The organism is Microbacterium sp. SY138, assembly GCF_039729145.1.
GTDB lineage: Bacteria > Actinomycetota > Actinomycetes > Actinomycetales > Microbacteriaceae > Microbacterium > Microbacterium maritypicum_A.
Window position 1 is genome coordinate 1,080,770 of record NZ_CP155793.1, and the last position, 22,238, is coordinate 1,103,007.

The window sequence follows — 22,238 nt, forward strand, 5'->3', positions numbered from 1 at the left end:
ACAACCAAAGGAGACACCCCATGAGTGGGCAGTCACAGGCTGGGTTCACGCCCACCGGAACCATCGCGACAGCGGCCGATCGGCGCCGTGTCGTGTTCGCCACCGTCGTCGGCACCACGGTCGAGTGGTACGACTTCTTCATCTACGCCACGGCCGTCGGGCTCGTGTTCGGTCAGCTCTTCTTCGCCCCGCTCGGCGAGAACAGCGCCCTGATCGGCTTCGCCACGGTCGGCGTCAGCTTCCTGTTCCGTCCCCTCGGCGCCTTCCTCGCCGGCCACTACGGCGACAAGCTCGGGCGCAAGGCCGTGCTGATGTGGACGCTGATCCTGATGGGTGCGGCCACCGCCCTCATCGGCATCCTGCCCACGTACGAGACCATCGGACTGATGGCGCCGATCCTGCTGGTGCTGCTGCGCATCGTGCAGGGCATCTCGGCGGGCGGTGAGTGGGGCGGTGCCGTGCTGATGGCCGTCGAGCATGCGCCCCGCAAGAAGCGCGGCATCTTCGGCGCGTCCCCGCAGATCGGCGTGCCTCTCGGCCTCCTGCTCGCCTCCGGTGTGATGGCGCTCATGACGGTGATCGCCCCCGGCGACCAGTTCCTCGCGTGGGGCTGGCGTGTGCCGTTCCTGCTCAGCGTGGTGCTGATCCTCGTCGGGTACTACGTGCGCCGCAAGGTCGAGGAGAGCCCGGTCTTCACCGAGCTCGCCGCGCGCAAGGAGAAGGCGCGGATGCCGATCGCGCAGCTGTTCCGCAAGCACCTGCTGCTCGTGATCATCGCCGCGTTCGTGTTCGCCGGCAACAACGCCGTGGGCTACATGACCACGGGCGGATACATCCAGGGGTACGCCACGGACCCTGCCGGCCCCATCGGCCTCGAGCGCGGCCCCGTGCTCTGGGCGGTCGCCGGATCCGCGGTCACCTGGCTGCTCACCACGCTCCTCGCGGGGTGGCTGTCCGACCGCATCGGCCGCCGCACGACGTACATCGTCGGCTGGGCGCTGCAGCTGGTCGGTGTGTTCACGCTGTTCCCGCTGGTCAACACCGGCGAGATCGGCCTGCTGTTCGCCGGGTTGGCGATCCTCACGATCGGCCTCGGATTCACCTACGGTCCGCAGGCGGCGCTGTACGCCGAGCTGTTCCCCGCGAGCATCCGGTTCTCCGGTGTCTCGATCTCGTACGCGATCGGCGCCATCGCCGGCGGTGCGTTCGCCCCGACGATCGCGACGGCCATCGTGAAGGCGACCGGCTCGACGGGGGCCGTCACCTGGTATCTGGCCGGAATGACCGTACTGGGTCTCGTCGCGACCCTGCTGCTCCGCGACCGCTCGGGCATCCCGCTCGGACCGGATCATGAGGAAGAGCAGTCCGTCAGCCCGATCTACGGACTCGCCAAGGCCTGACCTCGCGCGGATGGCATGACGTGCTCCCGTCGCGCTTCCTGTCGTCTGCCACACGGCGACGACAGGAAGCGCGGCGGGAGCTTCGTCTCGAGGGCTGCGCGCGCGTCAGCCGTCGAGAGCGTCGCGGATGTCGGACGCCGCCTGTCGGAGTCGCGCGGCGATCTCGGCATCGTCGAGGTCTGTTGCCACGTGCACGACGGCGATCGCGGCCGGGCGCTGTCCGCGCAGGGTGAGCGGGACCGCGACGGACTGGACGGTGGGGATGACCTCGTCGTGGCTCGTCGCATAGCCGCGGGCACGCGCCGCATCGACGTCGGCAGGAAGCGATGCGGGAACCTCATCCGGCCATTCCGCGACCGGCACCTGCGCGAGGATCGCTTTCCCTGGGGCGCCGACCGACACCGGGTGTCGGGCGCCGGGGCGTTGGGCGACACTCGCGACCGCGTGCCGAGGCTCGACGCTGGCCAGCGTGATGCACTCGGTGCCGTCGAGGACGGCGAGGAAGCATGTCATGCCGAGTTCGTTGGCGATCGCCGTGAGCTCGGGAAGCGCCTCGGCCTGCAGGTCGTGCGCGACCCCGGCCGCGAGTGCTGCCATGCGCGCCCCGAGATTCACGGCTCCGGAGGCGTCGCGCGTGACCAGCCCGTGGTCTTCGAGCGTGCGCAGCAGGCGATACGCGATGGAGCGGTGCACACCGAGACGGGACGCGATCTCGTCGATCGTCAGGGGGCCGCGGGCATCGGCGAGTACCTCGAGGATGCGGATGCCGCGACTGAGAGTCTGGGAGGCGGGCGAGGGGATCGTGCTGTCGGGCATGCGGGTGCTCCCTTGCGATCGCGGACGGCGCGGTTTAGGCTGTGTTCAATAGTAGAACGTTGTGTTCGAATATAGAACACGATGGCGTCGGGTGCAAGACCCGATGAACCACCTCCGACAGACACACCCGACGATGACGTCCGGAAGGAATCGACGACGATGCAGTTCCACCACCACGGCTACGTCTCCGCTGACCCGCGCGTGCAGGGCGCCGCCGGCATCGGGGTCGCGCGGCCCGCCGACCTCCCCGACGAGATCGATGTGCTCATCGTCGGCTCGGGGCCTGCGGGGATGCTGCTCGCCGCCCAGATGGCGCAGTATCCCGACATCTCCACCCGCATCATCGAGAAGCGCGACGGGCGCCTTCCGCTCGGCCAGGCCGACGGCATCCAGCCACGCAGCGTCGAGACGTTCCAGGCGTTCGGTTTCGCCGAGCGGATCATCGCCGAGGCGTACAACATCGGCTGGATGAACTTCTGGGGCCCGAACCCGGACAAGCGCGACGAGATCGTCCGCACCTCGCGCACCTCCGACTACGCGTACGACATCTGCGAGTTCCCGCACCTCATCGTCAACCAGGCCCGCGTGCTGGACTACTTCGCCGAAGCCGCGGCGAACGGGCCCGGCCGGATCGTGCCCGACTACGGGGTCGAGTTCACCGGCCTCACGGTGCACCACGATGGGGAGTACCCCGTCGAGGTCGGCATCCGCTACGTCGCGGGGGAGCGCTCGGGCGAGGAGCGGACCATCCGTGCCAAGTTCGTCGTCGGCTGCGACGGCGCCCGCAGCGGTGTGCGTCAGGCGATCGGCCGCACGCACGTGGGCGCCTCGGCCGCGCACGCCTGGGGTGTCATGGACGTGCTCGTCAACACCGACTTCCCGGACTGGCGCACCAAGTGCGCGATCAACTCCGAGGCGGGCAACATCCTGCACATCCCGCGGGAGGGCGGATACCTCTCGCGCATGTACATCGACCTGGGCGAGGTCGCGGACGACGATGACCATCGCGTACGGCAGACGCCGATCGAGGAGATCATCCGCCGCGCGAACGAGATCCTGCACCCGTACACACTCGATGTCCGCGAGGTCGCCTGGCACAGCGTGTACGAAGTCGGTCACCGGGTCACCGACGGCTTCGACGACGTGATCGACGGTTCGGGACGCACGCCCCGGGTGTTCCTCACCGGCGACGCGTGCCACACGCACAGCGCCAAGGCGGGCCAGGGCATGAACGTGTCGATGCAGGACGGCTTCAACCTCGGGTGGAAGCTCGGCTCTGTGCTCTCGGGCCGTGCCCCGGAAGCCCTGCTGGCCACGTACGGTGCCGAGCGGCGGCCCGTGGCGCAGCAGCTGATCGACTTCGACCGCGAGTGGTCGAGCCTGATGGCGCGGAAGCCCGAGGAGATCTCCGACCCCAACGAGCTGGCGACCTACTACCTCGCCACGGCAGAGTTCCCGTCGGGGTTCATGACGCAGTACACCTCGTCGATGATCACCGGAACCGACCGGCACCAGGATCTGGCCGTGGGTTTCCCGCTCGGGAAGCGCTTCAAGTCCGCCGAGGTCGTGCGCGTGGGCGACGGCAACGTCGTGCACCTCGGGCACCACGCGAAGGCCGACGGCCGCTGGCGCGTGTACGCGTTCGGCGACCGCACCGGTGAAGGGCTCGCCACATGGGCGGAGGCGGCCGAGCCGCTGTTCGCGCGCTTCACGCCGGAGGACGCCGACGTCGATGCCGTCTTCGATGTCAAGGCGGTCTATCGGCAGCCGTTCGAAGAGGTCGAGGTCACCTCGGCTCCCGCGCTGTTCCAGCCGAAGACCGGGCCGCTCGGACTGACCGACTGGGAGAAGGTGTATGCGGCGGGCCCCAGCAAGTGGACCGAGACCGACATCTTCGCCGCGCGCGAGCTGTCGCGCGACGGCGTGGTGGTCGTGGTGCGGCCAGACCAGTACGTGGCAGCGATCCTGCCGCTGCATGACACGACCGAGCTGGCCGACTTCCTCGAGGGGGCGCTGCTTCCGGCGCGTTGAGGTCCCGGGCTCCGCTCCGCGTCCGGCGGAGATCCCCTCGACGGGCGGAGCGTCGGCCCCGGTCGTTCCGCCCGAGGGTGGTTCTCCTCCCGGGGCTGCGGGGCGCCTGGACATGACACGTGTCACGTCCAGGAGATGACACCGCCCTCCGGCGCCACCGCCCGCATCGGACGAGGCTGGAGGCATGAACAACTCCTTCGTGGACGGGACGGCGACGCGGGCCTCCGCTCGACCGGTAACCGCCGCCCCGACCGATGAACCCGTGGTGCTCGAGCTGAGCGCCGTGAAACGACACTTCGGCACGGGCGACCGCCGGGTGCAGGCTGTCGACGGGGTCGACCTGTCGATCCGACGTGGCGAGGTCGTCGCGCTGCTGGGACCGAACGGTGCGGGCAAGACCACCACGCTCGACATGCTTCTCGGGCTCACCGAGCCCAGCAGCGGCACCGTGCGGGTGCTCGGGACGACACCGCAGCGCGCCACTTCCAGCGGTTCGATCGGGGCGGTGCTGCAGACCGGGGGCCTGCTCGGCGACCTGACCGTCGGAGAGACGGTGCGGCTGATCGCTTCTCTCCACGGTGCCGACGCCTTCGACCGGGTGGACGATGTCATGACCCGCGCCGACCTGGAGCATCTCGCCCGCCGAAGGGTCTCGAAGTGCTCCGGTGGTGAGCAGCAGCGCGTGAAGTTCGCGCTCGCGATGGTGTCCGACCCCGACATCCTGGTGCTCGACGAGCCCACGGCGGGAATGGACGTCACGGCCCGGCGGCACTTCTGGGATGTCATGCGGGCGGATGCGGATGCCGGGCGCACGATCGTCTTCGCCACCCACTATCTCGAGGAGGCCGAGCAGTTCGCACGCCGCACCGTGGTGATGCATCGCGGGACGGTCGTCGCCGACGCCCCCACCGCGCTGCTGCGCGCCAGCCTCGGAGAACGGACCGTCTCGGCGACGGTCGACGAAGACGCGGCCGTGCTCGTCACCGTGCTGAGCGCGGCTGATGGTGTCGCCGGCGTGCGGCTCGACGGCGATCGTCTCAGCCTGCGTACCGCTGACTCCGACGCCGCCGCCCGCATCCTGCTCGACAACGGTGCCCATGACCTGGAGATCGCCGCGCCCACCCTCGAGACCGCCTTCACGGCACTGACGGAGAACTGACATGCTCGTCTCACCCACCATGCTGCGCATCGAAGGCCTCCGCCAGCTGCGCAACCCCTATACGCTCGCGTTCACTCTGGCGATGCCGGTCGCGATGTACCTGCTGTTCGGCGCCGGAATGGGCTACGGCTCGCTCTCTGCCGGTCACGGGAACGTCTCCTTCTACGTGATGACCTCGATGGCGGCCTATGGCACGGCGGTCGCCATGAGCTCGCTCACGTCGCTCGCCGCGACGGAGGCCAAGCAGGGGTGGGGACGCCAGCTCGCGATGACCCCGCTCACGACGGCCGGATACGCGGTGACGAAGCTGATCACCGCGGTCGCCTTCGCGGCGCTGGCATTGGTGGCGGTGTTCACCGCCGGGATGATGACCGGTGCCGAGGCGGAAGACGCCTGGCGCTGGGTCGCGACGGCGGGCATCATCCTCGGGATCGGCCTCATGTACGGACTCTTCGGTCTCGGCGTCGGACTGTTCTTCAGCTCCGACTCGGCAGCGGCCCTCGCCTCGATCTCGATGACGTTCTTCGCGTTCTTCGGCAACGTGTTCATGCCGCTCGACGGTGTGATGCTCGACATCGCGCGCTTCACCCCCCTATACGGCTTCGTCGCCCTGAGCCGGTGGCCCCTCACCGACGGGACGCTCACGACGGGACAGACCGATCCGCTCTGGATGCTGTTCCTCAACGTCGCCGTCTGGCTCCTGCTGTTCGCCCTCCTCGTCATGATGGGGATGAAGCGCTCCCGGGCGCGGCAGTAGCGGCCCCGACGGCGGCACAGGGCGACAGTAGGTTGGACGGATGACGCGACACACGAACCCGGAGAGTCCAGAGACGCCAGGGTCCGCCCGCGAGGCCGCGTCGTTCGCGGCGGCGGGCGCGGCCCCGGCGGCATGGGCGGCTTCCGGAGCGCGCAGCGCTACGGGGAAGGACCCGTGGGCGCGGTTCGGCTGGCTGATGGCCGTGATCTGGCTCGTGTTCCTGGTCTATCCGGTGATCGCGCTGCTGCGCTCGGAAGCGCCGGTCCCGTGGGTCGTGGTGGGGTGGGCTGCACTGGTCGCGTTCGTCGTGCTGTACGTCACCGGTTTCATGCACGGGATGCGGGGCGGCGGCGGACTGGGTCGCGCACCCTCGCGGAGGCAGTGGATCACGTTCGTCGCACTGATCGGGTGCGTCGTGATCTCGATCCCGGCGGAGGGAGGATCGGCGCTCAGCTTCCTGCCGTTCCTCATGTCGTTCGCCTCCTACGGGCTGACGCGCCTGTGGCACTGGATCACGACGATCGCCGCGGTCACGGTGACGGCGTTGTGCGTCTTCCTGCTTCCTGGGGGGATCAGCTATCTGTCCGTGCTCGCGATCGTGGCGCTGCTCGGCGTGGTCAACACGGTGTCGACGTGGCTCATCCTGCGTTCGGCGGAGGCGGAGAGGCTCGGCCTCGAGCTGGCGACGAGCGAAGGGCGTGAAGCGGTGGCCCGCGACGTGCACGACCTGATCGGGCACTCGCTGACCGTCGTCGGGCTCAAGGCGCAGTTGGTGCGGCGGCTGATGGACTCCGATCCCGAGCGGGCCAAGGCCGAGCTGGCCGACATCGAACGGCTCACGGCGGAGGCGATCGCGGGCGTCCGCTCGACGGTGGCCGGCGCGCGGGGGACCACGCTCGTGGAGCAGCTCGCCTCTTCTCGCGACTCGTTCCGTGCGGCGGACATCGCTCTGCAGGTCGAGGGGGAGCCGAGCGCGCTGTCGCCGGTGCAGGCGATCACCGCGAGCTGGATCCTCCGCGAGGCGACCACGAACACGCTCCGGCATTCTCGTGCTCGAACGGTTCGGGTGAGGTTGCTCCCCGGACGCCTGGTGGTGGAGGACGACGGAGTGGGTGTCGGCCTGGTGGAAGGCAACGGCATCCGCGGTATGCGTGAACGCGCGGCGGCGGCCGGTGCGTCGTTCGTCCTGGGGCCCGTCGGCGACGCGGGCACACGCGTGGAGGTGACCTGGTGAACGCATCGAGCCGCGACATCGGCATCCGCTTGCTGATCGCCGACGATCAGGCTCTCGTGCGGGGCGCGCTCGGGGCGTTGCTCGAGTTGGAGCCCGACCTCACCGTGGTCGGCATGGCCGCGGACGGGGCGGAAGCCGTGCGACTCGCGGAGGAGCTGCGACCGGACGTGTGCCTCATGGACATCCAGATGCCCGGGATGGACGGAGTCGAGGCGACACGGCGCATCCGCGAGGTGAGCGGGGGCACACGCATCCTCGTCGTGACGACGTTCGCCCGCCCCGGCTACCTGCGCTCCGCCCTGGAGGCCGGTGCCAGCGGGTTCATCGTCAAGGACACGCCCGCCGAGGAACTGGCCGAAGCGGTACGACGCGTGCAGTCCGGCTTGCGCGTGCTCGATCCGGCGCTCGCCGCCGACAGCCTGTTCGACGGCGCGAACCCGCTGAGCGATCGGGAGCGGCAGGTGCTGAGGCTCGCCGTGGACGGACGTTCCGCCGCGATGATCGCCGCGGAGGTGTTCCTGTCAGCGGGAACCGTGCGCAACCACCTCTCCGCGGCGATCGGGAAGACCGGGGCGGCGAACCGTGCGCAGGCGGTGCGGATCGCCCTCGACAAGGGGTGGATCTGAGGGGCGGTTCGCTCACTGTCGAATGTCGCTGGTCGAATGTCGCTGGTCGGATGTCGGTGCTCACGCGTACCGTTGGCGGCGACGGGCGACGGCGCCCGACAGGAGGAGCACCTGATGGACTGGAAGATCGAACTCATCTTCGTGCCGGTCACCGACGTGGACCGCTCGAAGGCCTTCTACGAGAAGATCGGCTTCAACGCCGATTGGGACCAGACGCCCACCGAGGGACTGCGCTTCGTGCAGATGACGCCACCGGGGTCGGCATGCTCGATCGCGTTCGGCACCGGCCTGGGCATCGACCTCGAGCCGGGCAGCCAGAACACGATCCAGGTCGTGGTCCCGGATGCCGATGAGGCGCTCGCCCACCTGCAGGGTCTGGGCGTCTCCGCCCGCGGGGTGCAGGAGCTGGACTGGGGGCGTTTCGTGTCGTTCGACGACCCGGACGGCAACTCCTGGACGCTGCAGCAGCTCCCCGACTATGGAGCGTAGGGCCCGGCGTCGGCGACGATCTCGATCTTGAAGCCGGAGGCGTTCTCGAGCCACCCGGCGTAGTGCCGGTCGCCGCCGGCGTGCGGATAGCGGTCGGCGTAGAGCGGATCCCAGCCGTGGGCGGGTGCTTGCGCCATGAGCGCATCGACGGCAGCGCGCGCACCGCCGTGGAACGCGAGATGGTTGAGTCCGGGACGTCGGCGGTCGTGCGTCGAGCCCGACAGATTCGGAGACGTCGTGAGAGTGAGGTAGGCGCTGTCGGCGACCCACGATTCGCCGCCGGGCCATTCGCTGTCGAGCGTGAAACCGAGGCGCTGCAGGATCCAGCGCCATTCCGCGCGTACCGCGTCGAGATCGGCGATCCACAGTTCGACGTGATGGAAACCCGGCATGGTCCGAGTCTGCCAGGGGAGAGCCGGCGGAGCGGACGATGCCCATGGTGGTTCGAACCTCCCGCGACGACGCTCCGGCAGCCGTTCTCCGTGCCACCCGCCACCGGCATTCACCTCGAGGTCACGAGCCGGTCATCCGACGCCCGTACCGTCGCGACGGACCGCGCTTCGAAAGGACCTCCTCGCAATGACCTCCCCCTCCCGGCCGAAGCGAGGACGACTCGCTCTCCTCGGCGCCGCCATCGCTCTCGCCGGAATCCTCGTGGGCCCGCCCGCACATGCGGCGGACGGATCGCTCGCGGTCGACTCCCCGAGCATCGCGATCGAGGAAACCGTGACCTTCACGTTCGATGCCGGCACGGCTGTTCACGACCGCAACTGGATCGGGATCTATCGCGACGGCGTGGTGCCCGGTGGTCCGGCGTCCCTGGACTGGCGATACGTTCCCACCGCGGCGGGTGAGGTCACCTGGAACCCTTCGACGCGTGAGGGGTGGACCCGCAACTCGTCGACGATGGGAGCGGGGGAGTACGACGTCTATCTCCTCGAGGACGACGGCTACAACGTGCTCGCCGGACCCATCGACCTCACCGTCACGGACGATGACGCCGAGCCGCCCGTCACGCCTGCTGAGCCGAAGTCGGAGATCGAGGGGAAGAGCGGCCTCAACGTGCTGACGTTCAATGTGTGGCACGGCGGCACGCAGGTCGCCGACGGGGCACGGCAGATCGCCGACATCATCACGCAGACCGATGCCGATGTGACGTTCCTGCCCGAGGTGGGTCAGGCTCCCGCCCAGGTCGCGGCACTGCTCGGGTATCAGCACCTCACTGCGACCGACACCGGAATCGTCTCGCGGTATCCGATTCTCTCGACGGACACGGTCGGGCGCTGGTGGTCGAAAGCGGTGCTCGATGTGAACGGCTCCGAGGTGGTCGTCTACGGCGGTCACCTGGAGTACCGCTGGTACACGACCTACCTTCCGCGGGGGTACGGCGGCGAGGTCCTCGGTGACTGGCCGGCCGGCTGGAACACCTGGAACAAGCTCGGCGCTCCCGTGACCGATGTCGAGGCGATCCTGAAGGCGAACGAGCAGTCCGGCCGCCCCGCTGCGGCTGCGGATCTCGTCGCCGACATCGACGCCGAGCGAGCGGCGGGACGACTCGCCATCGTGGGCGGAGATTTCAACGAACCACCCTCGCAGGACTGGACGGCTGCCACCGCCGGTCTCTTCGATCACAACGGCGTCGTCGTCCCCTGGCAGACGACGCAGACGCTGCTCGACGGGGGACTGATCGACGCCTTCCGCACGGTGCACCCCGACCCGGTGGCGAACCCGGGCTTCACCTGGCCTTCGGACAACCCCCTGTTCCCCACGTCATCGCTCACCTGGGCGCCGGAAGCGGATGAGCGCGACCGTATCGACTACATCTTCGCGACGCCGGACCGGCGGCTCTCGATCGACGGAGCGGCCGTGGTCGGTCCACAGTCGAGCATCGTGCGCAACGCCCGCGTCGTCGACGACAGCGCCGATGAGATCATCACTCCGGATGCCGTCTGGCCCTCCGATCACAAGGCTGTCCTGGCGAACTTCACGGTCTGCGACGAGGGGTGCGCGAAGCCCGAGCCCGAGCCCGAGCAGCCGAACGTGCAGCTCGGCGCGGCCTCGGTCGCTGCAGGAAGCGACGTCACGATCTCGGGTACCGATTTCCCCGCCACGACCGCGCTGCGGATCGAGCTGCGTTCGACTCCGATGCCGCTCGGGACGGCGACGACGGATGCGTCGGGCGCGTTCCGTGCGACCGTCACCGTTCCCGCGGACGCATCCCCCGGGGCTCACAGCATCGTCGTCATCGACCCCGATGGTGCGGAGACGACCGTCGCGCTCACCGTGACCGCTTCTATCGGTGGCGAATCGCCAGGGGGTACCCCGGGCGGCGCACCCGGCACCGGGGGAGCCGCAGCCCCCGGATCCGGGGGCTTCACGGTTGATCCGACGGGCGGTGCCGACCCGGCCTCGGCGGCGTGCCGGCATCGCCCGATCCCGATTCCGATCCCGATTGCGGAGCAAATGCGCCGAGGTCAGGAGTTCACGCGGATGATCTCCTGCTGGTAGGGCGCGATCACGTCGCCCGAGATGCGCAGATCGAGGAGCAGGAAGGGGCGCGTCGCCGGGTCCTCTTCCGCCCAGCTCGCGAGGCGTTCGAGGTCGGAAAGCGCGCGCACCACCACGCCCTCGGCGCCGACCGCAGCGCCGAATGCCGCGAAGTCGACCTCGGGAATGCGCATCGGGCCCTCCGCCAGCCCCTTGAGACCGTAGAGGTTCACCTCGGCACCGTAGGCGGCGTCGTTCCAGACCACGGCCATGCCGCGGCCGCCGGCAGCACGCACCGCGGATTCCAGATCCGCGATCGCCATGAGCCCACCGCCGTCGCCCGATGTCAGCACCACGGTCGATTCCCGTCGTGCCAACGCCGCACCGACCACGCTCGGCCAGCCCTGCCCGATCGACTGGAACGCGGTGCCGACCATCATCATGCGGTCGGGAGCGGCGACCGGCCAGTACATGTTCGCCCACCCGATGAAGTGTCCGCCGTCGGACACCACGACGCGGTCTTCCGGGAGCAGCTCGGCGATGCGGCGGGCGGCGGAGCGCGGGTCGAGGCGTCCGTCCGGAGCGAGCTCGTCGCCGGCATCGTACGTGCGCGCGGACGCGACATCGACCGTCTCGCGCCACGGGCTCGCCGATCCGGCCGACCCGATCCTGGCGACGAGGTCCTCCGCGGCCAGCCGGGCGTCGGCACGCACGAAGCCTCCGACGTGCGCGTGTGTCGCAGCCGGTGCGATGTCGATCTGGAAGACGCGCGTGCCCGGAGCGAACAGTTCGCCGAACCGCATCGTGAACTGGTTCAGCGCGGCACCGAACACGACGACGACGTCGGCAGAGCGCACGAGCTCCATCGCGCCATCGGCACCGAAGCCGCCGGTCACACCGAGGTCGTAGCGCGTGTCGGGGAACACCCCGCGGCCGAGAGCCGACGATGCGGTGAGGGCGCCCGTCACGGCCGCAAGTTCTCCCAGCGCGGCGCTCGCTCCGGACAGCCACGCGCCGCGACCGGCGAGCAGGAACGGCCGCTCGGCACCTGCCAGCGCGGCGGCGATCTCGTCGAGCATCGCGTCGGCGAACTCCCCGCGCGGGGGGAGCGGAGCGGGGATGCGCGGAGACGGCGCCTCCGGGACCTCGCCCGCCTCGAGCGCCGCGACGTCGTACGGGATCGCGAGGACGACGGGCACCCGGTAGGTGAGGGCGTGCTCGATCGCGATGACGGTGGTGGCGGCGGCGTCCGCACGCCCCACGGTATAGGTGCGGGCACCCACGGCGGAGGCGAGAGCGATCTGGTCGACGTCCCAGGGGCGGGGACCGGACGTGGGCTCGTCTCCGACGACGAGCACGAGCGGCACGTGCGCCTGCACGGCTTCTGCGAGCGCGGTCAGGGTGTTCGTGAAACCGGCGCCGTACGTCGACGTGCCGGCGGCGATCCGACCCGACGCCCGGAAATGGGCGTCGGCCGCGACCACGGCGCCCTGTTCATGGCGGACAGCGGTGAACACGGCATCCGTCTGCGTCTCGATCGCATCGAGGAAGTAGGCGTTGCCGTTGCCCATCACCCCGAACACGGCGTCGATGTGCTGGGCGAGAGTGAGGGCGACGTGCGCGGACACGGTGGGCATGCGAAAGCCTTTCGAGACAGGGACGGAGGTAGTGCGGAATCCGTATGTGTCTCGCCTCTGCGTCTTCGCGGAGTGCTTCGTGCCTCTTTTTCAGGCACCGGCCGGGCCGGACCCGCTCAGTCTACCGGCGGGAGACCTTTGCGGAATGCGGGAGAATGCAGGAATGACTGATGCAGAGATCGAGCGCGAGACACTCACCTGGGACGGCTTCGGAGCGGCGACGCGCGATCTGGCACGGAACATCCTCGACAGCGGCTTCATGCCCGAGGTCGTCGTGGCCATCGCGCGCGGCGGACTCCTCCCGGCAGGCGCGATCGCCTACGGTCTCGGCGCCAAGAACTGCGGAGCGATCAACGTCGAGTTCTATACCGGCATCGGCACCGTGCTCGACGCACCGGAGGTGCTGCCTCCCGAGCTCGACATGGCGTACCTGGACGGACGCCGCGTGCTGCTCGTCGACGATGTCGCGGATTCGGGTCGCACGCTCGCCCTGGCCGTGCAGCTGCTGAAGGACAAGGGGGCCGACGTGCGGTCGGTCACGATCTACACCAAGCCGTCGACGATCATCCAGCCCGACTTCGCCTGGAAGGACACCGACCTCTGGATCGACTTCCCGTGGTCGTTCCGTGGAACCGTCCGCGAAGAGGATCAGGGGCTCGCGCCCTCCGCCTGAGCCTGCTGCGCGGGGGTCACGCGTGCAGCAGCGAACGCAGCGTCTGGATCGTGTCGGCCTCGACTGCGGTTTTGTCGGTGCGGTATCCCTTCACGCGAGCGAATCGCAGCGCGATGCCTCCCGGGTATCGCGGTGAGCGCTGCACGCCGTCGATCGCGATCTCCACGACGAGCTCGGGGCGCAGGAACACGGTCGATGCGGTGCGGTGCGACTCGTGCTCGGGGAACTCCGCGGTCTGCCACCTCAGCAGTTCATCGGTGAGCCCCTTGAACGTCTTGCCGACCATGACGAACCCGCCGGGGTCGCCGAACTCCCCTTCGGGGTCGCGGGCACCGAGGTGGAGGTTCGAGAGCCAGCCGCGACGTCGTCCGGAACCCCATTCCGCACCGAGCACCACGAGGTCGAACGTCAGGACCGGCTTGACCTTGATCCAGGACTTGCCTCGGCGGCCCGCCGCGTAGGGCGCGTCGATCGCCTTGACCACGACGCCTTCGTGGCCTGCGGCGAGGGCGTCGCGCGACAGCTGCTCGGCGGCATCGGCATCGTCGGTGACGAGGCCGGGCATCCGCCATTCGCCGGCCACGCGTTCCAGTTCGGCCAGCCGCACGGACAGCGGCTCGTCGATCAGGTCGCGTCCATCCACGTGCAGCACATCGAAGAACCACGGCCGCAGGACGAGTTCGCGGGACACATCGGCGCCGAACCGCGACATCGTCTCCTGGAACGGGCGCGGCCCTCCGTCCTCGTCGAGCGAGAGCGTCTCCCCGTCGAGGATGACATCCGTGACGGGGAGCGCGCGCACGATCTCGACGAGCTCCGGCACCCGGTGGGTGACGTCGGCGAGGCTCCGCGTGTAGACGCCGACCTCGTCGCCATGACGGTGCACCTGGATGCGGGCGCCATCGAGCTTGTACTCGACCGACGCCTCGCCGGTGATCTCGAGCGCGGCGGAGGGAGTCGGCGCGGTGGCCGCCAGCATCGGGAGGACCGGGCGACCGACCTGTAGCCCGACCGCGTCGAGGTCGCCCACGTCTCCCGTGAGCGCGATGCGGGCGGTCTCGCCGAGGTCGCCGGAGAGCATGGCTGCGCGCCGGACGGTCGCCGGCGCTCGATCGGAGGCCCGGGCGATCGCGTCGAGCAGCACCCCGGACAGAGCGCCGGTGCGCAGCTCGCCGAGCATCGCCCGGACGAGGAAGTCCCATTCGGGGGCCGTGGCGCGGGAGGCGAGTTCGCCGAGGATGCTGCTCCGGGCGGAGGTGGAGCCGGAACCGGACGTCGCCGCCAGCGAGTCCAGGGCCCGGTCGACGTCGAGCACGGACAACGTCGGACTCTCGGTGTGCGTGATGTCGAGGGCGGCGATGCCTCGCCACCCGACCCCGAGCTTGCCCTGGCGGGGAGCCGCGAGGAGAAGACCCATGACCGCGGCGATCTCGCTCGGTTCTGCCTGCGTGAGCAGGTCGGCGAGGGCCTCGATCTTGGCGAGCCGGGACGACGTGGCTCCGACACGGTCGGTGGTGGAGACGAGCTCTGCGAGCAGCATGTGGGCATTCTCGCACCGGGGTACGACACTCGGGTGGCAGGGGTCTCCCACCTGGTGTGCTGACGGGCCCGCTCAGCGCCCGCCGAACTCGGGCTTCCGCTTCTCCTGGAAGGCCGCGAAGCCCTCGCGGTAGTCGTCGGTGTAGCACAGCGCGGCCTGCGCGGCGTTCTCGATGCCGACCGCATCCCACAGCGCGAGCCGCTCGTCGCGGATGCGGGCGATGAGCTCCTTGCTCGCCAGGAACGCCGCCGTGGCACCGCGCGCCGCCGTCGCTGCGGCATCCGTCGTCGCCTGCACGACCTCGTCATCCGGGAACACGCGCGAGAACAGGCCCGATGCCACGGCCTCCGCGCCGCTCATGAGGCGGCCCGTGTAGATGAGGTCGAGTGTCTTGTGCGCCCCGAGCCGATCGAGGAACAGGGCGTGGCCGCCGGAGTCGAGCGTCGCGCCGAGCGCCGCGAACGGGGAGCCGATCTTCGCAGACTCGGCTACGTACACGACATCGGTCGCGATCAGGAGGCCGAGGCCGACCCCGAGGCAGGCACCGTGCGCGACGGCGAACGTCGGCGCGGGAAACCGGGACATCCGCTGCAGCAACGGCGTCACGAGGCCGCCGAGGTAGCCGAGCACATCGTCATCCCGCGGGTCGACGCCGGAGATATCCCGCCCAGCGCAGAACCCGCGTCCTTCGCCACGGAGCACGAGGGCCCGCACGCCCGCCGTCTCCGCCTCGACATATGCGGTGTCGAGTTCCGCCAGCCCCTGTTCATCGAGGGCGTTCCGCTTCGACGGCGCGTTCAGCACGATCGTGGCGACGTCGTCGGCGATGGTGAGGTCGATCATGGGGCCTCCGGGGTCAGACGTCGTAGTCGACGACCACGCGGTCGCTGGTCGGGTGGGACTGGCAGGTGAGCACGAATCCGCGTTCGAGCTCGTCGGGCTCGAGCGCGTAGTTCTCGGTCATGGTCACGCTGCCCTCGATCACGCGCGCGCGGCACGTGCCGCAGACGCCGCCCGCGCAGGCGAACGGAGCGTCGGGCCGCACGCGCAGCGCCGCGTTGAGCACCGACTCGTGTGCATCCACCGGGCTCTCCACGGTCGAGGAGACACCGTCGAGCGTGACCTCGATGCGCACGGTCTTCTCGCCGGCGCGCACCTGCACCGGCCGGGCCGCACGTGCCGGTTCATCACCGGTCGTGAACAGCTCGAAGCGGATGTGCGAGCGATCGACCCCGACATCGGCCAGCACCTCGCGACAGAGGTCGACCAGCGCGAGAGGTCCGCACAGGAACCATTCATCGACGGTCGCGGGCGGGATGAGGGTGCCGAGGATCGTGCGGAGCTTCTCCTCGTCGATGCGTCCGGACAGCACAGGAGCCGCCCGCTGCTCTCGGGACAGCACGTGGTGGAGCACGAGCCTCGTCGGGAAGCGGTCCTTGAGGTCGGCCAGATCTTCCAGGAACATCACGTCGAGCGTCGCGCGGTTCGTGTAGAGCAGGGTGAACCGCGACGTGTCCGACCGGTTCAGCACCGTGTGCGCGAGTGCCATCAGCGGCGTGATGCCGGAGCCGGCGGCGATCCCCACCACATGGCGGTCGTCGAGGTCGTCGAGCGCCGAGGTGAAGGTGCCCTGCGGGCTCATGACGTCGATCTCGAAGCCGGCGTGCAGGCCTGTCTGCGCCCACGTGGAGAAGAGTCCGCCCTCGTCGCGCTTAACGGCGACGCTCAGCCGGGTGTCCTGTCCGTCGTCGCGATGCTCCGGTGCGCGGCACAGCGAGTAGGAGCGCCGCACCTCGACGCCGTCGAGGGTGGTGCGCAGGGCGACGTACTGACCGGGAAGGTGGTCGTATTCGTCGGCGAGCGCGGCCGGGACCGTGAACGTCACTTCCACGGCATCCTCGGTGAGCGGACGCACGTCGTCGACGACGAGGGTGTGGAAACGGGCGCGCTTCCGGGGGGAGGTCGCGCGTGCGGCGGTCGTCCGCGGCGAGGGCGCGGGCGCCGAGGTGAAGAGCGACATGTCAGTGCACCTTGAAGTGGTCGAAGGGCTCGAGGCAGGCGCGGCACTCGAAGAGCGCCTTGCACGAGGTCGAGCCGAAGTGGGAGACCTCGCGGGTGTCGAGCGACCCGCATCGCGGGCAGCGCACGCTCAGCGCCAGGCGGATCGGCCCGGTCGAGACGGCGGCGCGGCCGGAGGGCGGCGCGATGCCGTACTCCGCGAGCTTCGTCTTGCCGGCTTCCGTCATCCAGTCCGTCGTCCAGGCGGGCGAGAGGACCAGCCGCACATCGACCCGGTCGAAGCCGGCGGCGGTGAGGGCGAGGATCACATCGTCTCGGATCGTGTCCATCGCGGGGCAGCCGCTGTACGTCGGCGTGATGTCGACGTGCACCCGGGTGCCGTCGACCTCGACCGCACGGAGCACGCCGAGGTCCTCGATCGTGAGGACGGGGACCTCGGGGTCGGGAACGGAAGCGGCGATCCGCCAGGCGGCCTGCGTCGGAGTGAGAGTCACCATGTCGCCCCCGGATGCCGTCGCGCGAGCACCTGCATCTCGGCGAGGATGTGGCCGAGGGGGGTCGCGTGCGCGCCGCGACGCCCGCCCGCCGACGACGACATGACGTCGGGAACCGTCAGCTCCGCCTCGGTGAAGACGGTCGCGACCACGCCGTCGAACCCGGGACGCAGGCGCGACGGGGACACGGCCGCATCGCCGAGTCGCTCGATCAGCTCATCGTCGCGGAACAGCTCGTCGACGTACGGCCAGACATCACCGATCGCCCGGATGATGCGGGTGCGGGACTCCTCGGTGCCACCCGCGAGGCGCAGCATCCACTGCACGGCGTGATCGCGGTGGTAGTCGACCTCCTTGAGCGATTTCTCGGCGATCGCGGCGAAGGTCTCGTCGCTGCTGCCGCGCAACGCCGTGTAGAGCTCGAACATGTAGGTCGCCACGACGAACTGTCGGGCGATCGTCTGGGCGAAGTCGCCGTTGGGCTGCTGCACGATCCACGCGCAACGGAACTCGGGCTCGTCGCGGAAGAAGGCGAGGTCGTCTTCGCTGCGGCCGTCGTACGACCCCGCGTAGTGCAGGAACGAGCGCGCGTGGCCGAGCAGGTCGAGCGCGATGTTGCCCAGGGCCACGTCCTCCTCCAGCTCCGGGGCCCGCGAGATCCAGGCGCCCAGCTGCTGGGAGAGGATGAGGGCGTCATCTCCGAGGCGCAGTGCGTACTCGGCGATGTCGGCGGACGTGGCCACCGCGCCGGTGCCGGAGAGCTCCTGCGAGAGGCGGAGTTCGTCGACCGAGACGTCGCCGTGGATGTCGCCGTGAACGTCGACGTCCTCGGGCGCGGTGGTCGGGTGCGGTGTGCTCACAGGTGCGGCACTCCCTCGGAAGCCGTGTAGTACACGGCGTGGCGGTAGTTCTTGCCCGCGGGGCTCTCGAAGTATGCGCCCTTGGCGTCGGGATCGCTCGTGGTGATCGCGTCGGCGGGCGCCACCCAGATCGACACGCCCTCGCCGCGGCGGGTGTAGAGGTCGCGCGCGTTGCGGATCGCCATCTCGGCGTCGGGCGCGTGCAGCGAGCCGACGTGCACGTGGCTGAGCCCGCGATTGGCGCGCACGAACACCTCCCACAGCGGCCAGGGTTCGCGCTCATCCGCGCCCGGTGTCGCCATCACGCCACCGCCTTCGTCTCGAGGGACTGCTTGCGGGCATACTCCGCGGCGGCCTCGCGCACCCAGGCGCCCTCTTCGTGGGCCGTGCGTCGGCGCTCGAGTCGCTCGGCGTTGCACGGCCCGTTGCCGCGCACCACCTCGAAGAACTCGTCCCAGTCGATCTCGCCGATCACATACTGGCCGGTCTGCTCGTCGAAGCGCAGATCGGGGTCGGGCAACGTCACCCCGAGGATCTCGGCCTGGGGCACGAGCATGCCGACGAACCGCTGGCGCAGCTCGTCGTTCGAGAACCGCTTGATCTTCCACTTCATCGACTGCGCCGAGTTCGGGGACTGGTCGTCGGGTGGCCCGAACATCGCCAGGCTCGGCCAGTACCAGCGGTTCACGGCATCCTGTGCCATCTCGCGCTGCTCCGCGCTGCCCTGCATCAGCGTGAGCAGGATCTCGAAGCCCTGCCGCTGGTGGAACGACTCCTCCTTGCACACGCGCACCATGGCGCGGCCGTACGGACCGTAGGAGGCCCGGCACAGCGGCACCTGATTGCAGATCGCGGCGCCGTCGACGAGCCAGCCGATCGCACCCATGTCGGCCCAGGTCGGGGTGGGGTAGTTGAAGATCGACGAGTACTTTGCCTTGCCGCTGATGAGCTGATCCATCATCTCGTCGCGCGTGGTGCCCAGGGTCTGCGCCGCGGAGTAGAGGTAGAGACCGTGGCCGGCCTCGTCCTGCACCTTCGCCATCAGGATCGCCTTGCGCTTGAGGCTCGGCGCGCGTGTGATCCAGTTGCCCTCGGGTTGCATGCCGATGATCTCGGAGTGCGCGTGCTGGGAGATCTGCCGCACCAGCGTCTTGCGGTAGGCATCGGGCATCCAGTCGCGGGGCTCGATGCGCTGCTCGTTCGCGATGAGCTCGTCGAAGAGACGCTCCTCATCGGAGAGCTCGCCCACCAGGGACAGGTCTGCGGGACTGGTCATCGTCGACTCCTCGGCCTCCGGCCAACTTTACTGACCGATCGTTAGGTAATTCTGACACAGAGCACGGCCGGTTTCAAGGCACCTGCTCAATGCGAGCGCGAGATCAGCTCGAGGAGCGCCCGGCCGTAGGCCTCCGAGGGATCGGGGTGCTCGAAGGCGATCACATGGCCACCGATCTCGACGTCGACGCGAAAGGCGTCTTCGAGGCGCACCAGCGCGCGGAAGGTGCCCCGGAGCAGGTCGCGCAGCTGATCCTCCCGCGGCAGCCACACCGCATCCGCGAGGGTCACCGCGTCGAGCGCCCATTCCGTGGTGCCGTTGAACGCCAGATCGGTGCCGCTCGGCGTCTGGCGGGCTTCGATCGTCATCTCGCTGACCGTGAAGACCTCGGCCTCCGCTTCGAGTTCCACCTCGTCCGGCAGGTCGAGCTGGAAGCGGTCGCCCTCGGCGGGATGCCAGACGAGTCCGGAGTCTCGCAGGGCGACGGCGAGCTCGCGTGTGATCATCTCCTCACGCTAGACGACGGGACTCGCCGACGGCTCGGCGAACCTGTGGATGACGACGTCGTCGTGTCGGCGGCGTGGGGCAGAGTGGGCGCATGACATTCGCAGCTCCCGCCGACACCCGCGAGCCCGCACGCGCGGCGCTGCGCGAACTCGTCGGCCGCCCCGACGCCGACTTCCACGACGGGCAGTATGAGGCGATCGAGGCGCTGGTCGAGGGGCGTCGGCGCGCGCTCGTGGTGCAGCGCACCGGCTGGGGAAAGTCCGCGGTGTACTTCGTCGCCACCCTGCTGCTGCGTCGACAGGGGGCGGGGCCGACCGTGCTGGTGTCGCCGCTGCTCGCGCTCATGCGCGACCAGATCGCCGCGGCCGAACGTGCCGGGGTGAGGGCGGTCGCGATCAACTCCACCAACGCGCACGAATGGTCTGAGGTGCTCGGGCAGCTCGACCGCGATGAGGTCGATGTGCTGCTGGTCTCGCCGGAGAGGCTGAACAACCCCGCGTTCCGCGAGCAGCAGCTGCCGGCGCTGGTGCGTCGCATCGGCATGCTCGTCGTCGACGAGGCGCACTGCATCAGCGATTGGGGACACGACTTCCGTCCCGACTACCGGCGGCTGCGCGACCTGATCGCGCAGATGCCCGCCGACGTGCCGGTGCTGGCGACCACCGCGACGGCGAACAGCCGGGTCGTGGCAGACGTCGCCGAGCAGCTCGGCAGTCTCCAGAGCGGTGACCGCGACGCCGAGCCGGTGCTCACCATCCGCGGCCCGCTCGCCCGCACCTCATTGCGTCTGGGGGTGCTCCGCCTGCGCGATTCGGCGAGTCGTCTCGCGTGGCTGCTCAGCCACATCGACGATCTTCCCGGATCCGGCATCATCTACACGCTGACCGTCGCGGCCGCCGTCGACACCGCCCGGCTGCTGCGAGACCACGGACACGACGTGCGGGCCTACACCGGACAGACCGACACCGATGAACGCGCCGAGTCCGAGGGGATGCTCAAGCGCAACGAGGTGAAGGCGCTCGTCGCCACGAGTGCGCTCGGCATGGGCTTCGACAAGCCCGATCTGGGATTCGTGCTCCACCTCGGTGCGCCCTCGTCGCCGGTGGCCTACTACCAGCAGGTCGGCCGTGCCGGTCGCGCGAGTGAGAGCGCCGACGTGCTGCTGCTCCCCGGCGTCGAGGATCGCGATATCTGGCATTACTTCGCGACGGCGTCGATGCCCGACAAGGAGCGGGCGGAGCGGGTGATCGGTGCGCTCGGCGATGCTCCGATCTCGACGCCGGCGCTCGAAGCGATGGTCGACATCCGCCGCACGCCGCTCGAGCTGCTGCTGAAGGTCCTCGACGTCGACGGCGCGGTGCGGCGCGTGCAGGGCGGCTGGGTCGCGACCGGCGAGCCGTGGACCTACGACGCCGAGCGCTACGAGCGCATCGCCGCCGAGCGTCTCGCCGAGCAGCAGCACATGATCGAATACGAGCAGACCGACGGCTGCCGTATGGAGTTCCTGCAGCGTGCCCTCGACGACGACACGGCCGCGCCCTGCGGAAGGTGCGACAACTGCGCGGGCGGATGGTTCCCTCGCGAGATCGGAGAATCCGCGAGCTCGCAGGCCGCGGAGTCGCTCGACCGTGTCGGTGTGCCGATCGAGCCTCGTCGTGCCTGGCCGACCGGAGCCGATCGGCTCGAGGTGCCGGTCAAGGGGCGCATCCCCGCCGACGAGCAGGCTGCCGAGGGGCGAGCACTGGCGCGCCTCACCGACCTGGGCTGGGGAGGGGCGCTGCGCGAGATCTTTGCCGCGGGCGCGCCCGACGCCGCGGTGACCCCGCAGTTGCTCCAGGCCTGCGTCCGCGTGCTCGCCGGATGGGGCTGGGAGGAGCGCCCGGTGGCTGTCGTCGCGATGCCATCGCGTTCGCACCCGCTACTGGTCGACTCGCTCGCCCGCGGGCTCGCCGACGTCGGCCGTCTGCCCTCCCTCGGCGCGCTCGAACCCGTCGGCGGCGGGCCCTCCGGCGGACCGGGCGGGAACAGCGTCTTCCGTCTCGCCGGGCTGTGGGACCGTTTCAGCGCGCAGCACCTCGACGTGCCGTCGGGGCCGGTGCTGCTCGTGGACGATCTTGTCGACAGTCGATGGACGATGACGGTCGCGGCCCGGACTCTCCGTCAGGCCGGGGCGACCGCGGTCCTGCCGTTCGCCCTCGCGCTTCGCGGCTGAGTGGATTCGCGGCTGAGTGGA

At 69.7% G+C, this 22,238-nt stretch carries 21 protein-coding genes; 10 read left to right on the forward strand and 11 right to left on the reverse strand.

All coding sequences use genetic code 11. The annotated features are described in order from the left end of the window. Positions 1-20 precede the first annotated feature (20 nt). Entirely contained in the window at positions 21-1,400 is a 1,380-nt protein-coding gene (locus tag ABDC25_RS05040; protein WP_021198824.1) for an MFS transporter, read from the forward strand. Between the two features lie 105 nt (positions 1,401-1,505). On the opposite strand, the gene ABDC25_RS05045 is transcribed toward ABDC25_RS05040, so the two are convergent. After that, on the reverse strand, positions 1,506-2,216 hold the full coding sequence (locus tag ABDC25_RS05045; RefSeq protein WP_021198823.1) for an IclR family transcriptional regulator: 711 nt from the start codon (positions 2,214-2,216) through the stop codon (positions 1,506-1,508). 159 nt (positions 2,217-2,375) lie between these two features. On the opposite strand from ABDC25_RS05045, the gene ABDC25_RS05050 reads away from it, so the two are divergent. The 6 genes from ABDC25_RS05050 to ABDC25_RS05075 all read left to right on the forward strand — a co-directional run bounded on the left by ABDC25_RS05050 (position 2,376) and on the right by ABDC25_RS05075 (position 8,512). Then, positions 2,376-4,247 (forward strand): FAD-dependent monooxygenase, encoded by a 1,872-nt coding sequence (locus ABDC25_RS05050; protein ID WP_347125151.1) that lies wholly within the window; start codon positions 2,376-2,378, stop codon positions 4,245-4,247. Between the two features lie 184 nt (positions 4,248-4,431). After that, positions 4,432-5,406 (forward strand): ABC transporter ATP-binding protein, encoded by a 975-nt coding sequence (locus ABDC25_RS05055; RefSeq protein ID WP_347125153.1) that lies wholly within the window; start codon positions 4,432-4,434, stop codon positions 5,404-5,406. 1 nt (position 5,407) lies between these two features. Then, positions 5,408-6,163 (forward strand): ABC transporter permease, encoded by a 756-nt coding sequence (locus ABDC25_RS05060; RefSeq protein WP_021198820.1) that lies wholly within the window; start codon positions 5,408-5,410, stop codon positions 6,161-6,163. 40 nt (positions 6,164-6,203) lie between these two features. Then, positions 6,204-7,397, forward strand: a complete 1,194-nt coding sequence (locus ABDC25_RS05065; RefSeq protein WP_292763170.1) for a sensor histidine kinase — start codon at positions 6,204-6,206, stop codon at positions 7,395-7,397. After that, positions 7,391-8,023, forward strand: coding sequence for a response regulator transcription factor (locus ABDC25_RS05070; RefSeq protein ID WP_297557012.1), 633 nt, complete (start codon positions 7,391-7,393; stop codon positions 8,021-8,023). Before ABDC25_RS05065 ends, ABDC25_RS05070 begins: the two co-directional genes overlap by 7 nt. Positions 8,024-8,137: 114 nt before the next feature. Next, on the forward strand, positions 8,138-8,512 hold the full coding sequence (locus ABDC25_RS05075) for a VOC family protein (protein ID WP_021198817.1): 375 nt from the start codon (positions 8,138-8,140) through the stop codon (positions 8,510-8,512). Here ABDC25_RS05075 and ABDC25_RS05080 read toward each other — a convergent pair. Further along, positions 8,500-8,904: a VOC family protein gene (locus tag ABDC25_RS05080; RefSeq protein WP_021198816.1), complete on the reverse strand. Its 405-nt coding sequence runs from the start codon at positions 8,902-8,904 to the stop codon at positions 8,500-8,502. The two genes, ABDC25_RS05075 and ABDC25_RS05080, sit on opposite strands and share 13 nt — an antisense overlap. A gap of 187 nt (positions 8,905-9,091) precedes the next feature. On the opposite strand from ABDC25_RS05080, the gene ABDC25_RS05085 reads away from it, so the two are divergent. After that, entirely contained in the window at positions 9,092-11,020 is a 1,929-nt protein-coding gene (locus ABDC25_RS05085; protein ID WP_347125156.1) for an endonuclease/exonuclease/phosphatase family protein, read from the forward strand. Here ABDC25_RS05085 and ABDC25_RS05090 read toward each other — a convergent pair. Continuing rightward, positions 10,987-12,636: a thiamine pyrophosphate-binding protein gene (locus ABDC25_RS05090; RefSeq protein ID WP_167253350.1), complete on the reverse strand. Its 1,650-nt coding sequence runs from the start codon at positions 12,634-12,636 to the stop codon at positions 10,987-10,989. The two genes, ABDC25_RS05085 and ABDC25_RS05090, sit on opposite strands and share 34 nt — an antisense overlap. Positions 12,637-12,799: 163 nt before the next feature. Here ABDC25_RS05090 and ABDC25_RS05095 point away from each other — a divergent pair, with 163 nt between their 5' ends. Further along, on the forward strand, positions 12,800-13,309 hold the full coding sequence (locus ABDC25_RS05095) for a phosphoribosyltransferase (RefSeq protein WP_021198813.1): 510 nt from the start codon (positions 12,800-12,802) through the stop codon (positions 13,307-13,309). A gap of 16 nt (positions 13,310-13,325) precedes the next feature. On the opposite strand, the gene ABDC25_RS05100 is transcribed toward ABDC25_RS05095, so the two are convergent. From ABDC25_RS05100 to ABDC25_RS05135, 8 genes are all read right to left on the reverse strand, one after another. Continuing rightward, positions 13,326-14,849 (reverse strand): ATP-dependent DNA ligase, encoded by a 1,524-nt coding sequence (locus ABDC25_RS05100; protein WP_297556663.1) that lies wholly within the window; start codon positions 14,847-14,849, stop codon positions 13,326-13,328. A gap of 72 nt (positions 14,850-14,921) precedes the next feature. Then, entirely contained in the window at positions 14,922-15,692 is a 771-nt protein-coding gene (locus ABDC25_RS05105) for an enoyl-CoA hydratase/isomerase family protein (protein WP_347125159.1), read from the reverse strand. Between the two features lie 13 nt (positions 15,693-15,705). After that, positions 15,706-16,869 carry a 1,2-phenylacetyl-CoA epoxidase subunit PaaE gene (gene paaE, locus ABDC25_RS05110; protein ID WP_347125161.1) on the reverse strand — a complete coding sequence of 388 codons (1,164 nt, stop codon included), beginning with the start codon at positions 16,867-16,869 and terminating at the stop codon, positions 15,706-15,708. A 1-nt stretch (position 16,870) separates the two neighbouring features. Continuing rightward, positions 16,871-17,365, reverse strand: coding sequence for a 1,2-phenylacetyl-CoA epoxidase subunit PaaD (gene paaD / locus ABDC25_RS05115; protein WP_029260501.1), 495 nt, complete (start codon positions 17,363-17,365; stop codon positions 16,871-16,873). Beyond that, positions 17,359-18,222 carry a 1,2-phenylacetyl-CoA epoxidase subunit PaaC gene (gene paaC, locus ABDC25_RS05120; RefSeq protein ID WP_029265815.1) on the reverse strand — a complete coding sequence of 288 codons (864 nt, stop codon included), beginning with the start codon at positions 18,220-18,222 and terminating at the stop codon, positions 17,359-17,361. The genes paaD and paaC overlap by 7 nt, the downstream gene beginning before the upstream one ends. Next, complete coding sequence (gene paaB, locus ABDC25_RS05125; protein WP_017828375.1) at positions 18,219-18,524, reverse strand: 1,2-phenylacetyl-CoA epoxidase subunit PaaB; 306 nt, start codon at positions 18,522-18,524, stop codon at positions 18,219-18,221. The genes paaC and paaB overlap by 4 nt, the downstream gene beginning before the upstream one ends. Continuing rightward, on the reverse strand, positions 18,524-19,498 hold the full coding sequence (gene paaA, locus ABDC25_RS05130; RefSeq protein ID WP_021198807.1) for a 1,2-phenylacetyl-CoA epoxidase subunit PaaA: 975 nt from the start codon (positions 19,496-19,498) through the stop codon (positions 18,524-18,526). The genes paaB and paaA overlap by 1 nt, the downstream gene beginning before the upstream one ends. A gap of 86 nt (positions 19,499-19,584) precedes the next feature. Further along, entirely contained in the window at positions 19,585-20,004 is a 420-nt protein-coding gene (locus ABDC25_RS05135) for a hypothetical protein (protein ID WP_021198806.1), read from the reverse strand. Positions 20,005-20,096: 92 nt separating this feature from the next. Here ABDC25_RS05135 and ABDC25_RS05140 point away from each other — a divergent pair, with 92 nt between their 5' ends. Beyond that, the gene (locus ABDC25_RS05140) at positions 20,097-22,217 is read left to right on the forward strand and encodes a RecQ family ATP-dependent DNA helicase (RefSeq protein ID WP_347125165.1); all 2,121 of its coding nucleotides are present in this window, start codon (positions 20,097-20,099) and stop codon (positions 22,215-22,217) included. Positions 22,218-22,238 lie beyond the last annotated feature (21 nt).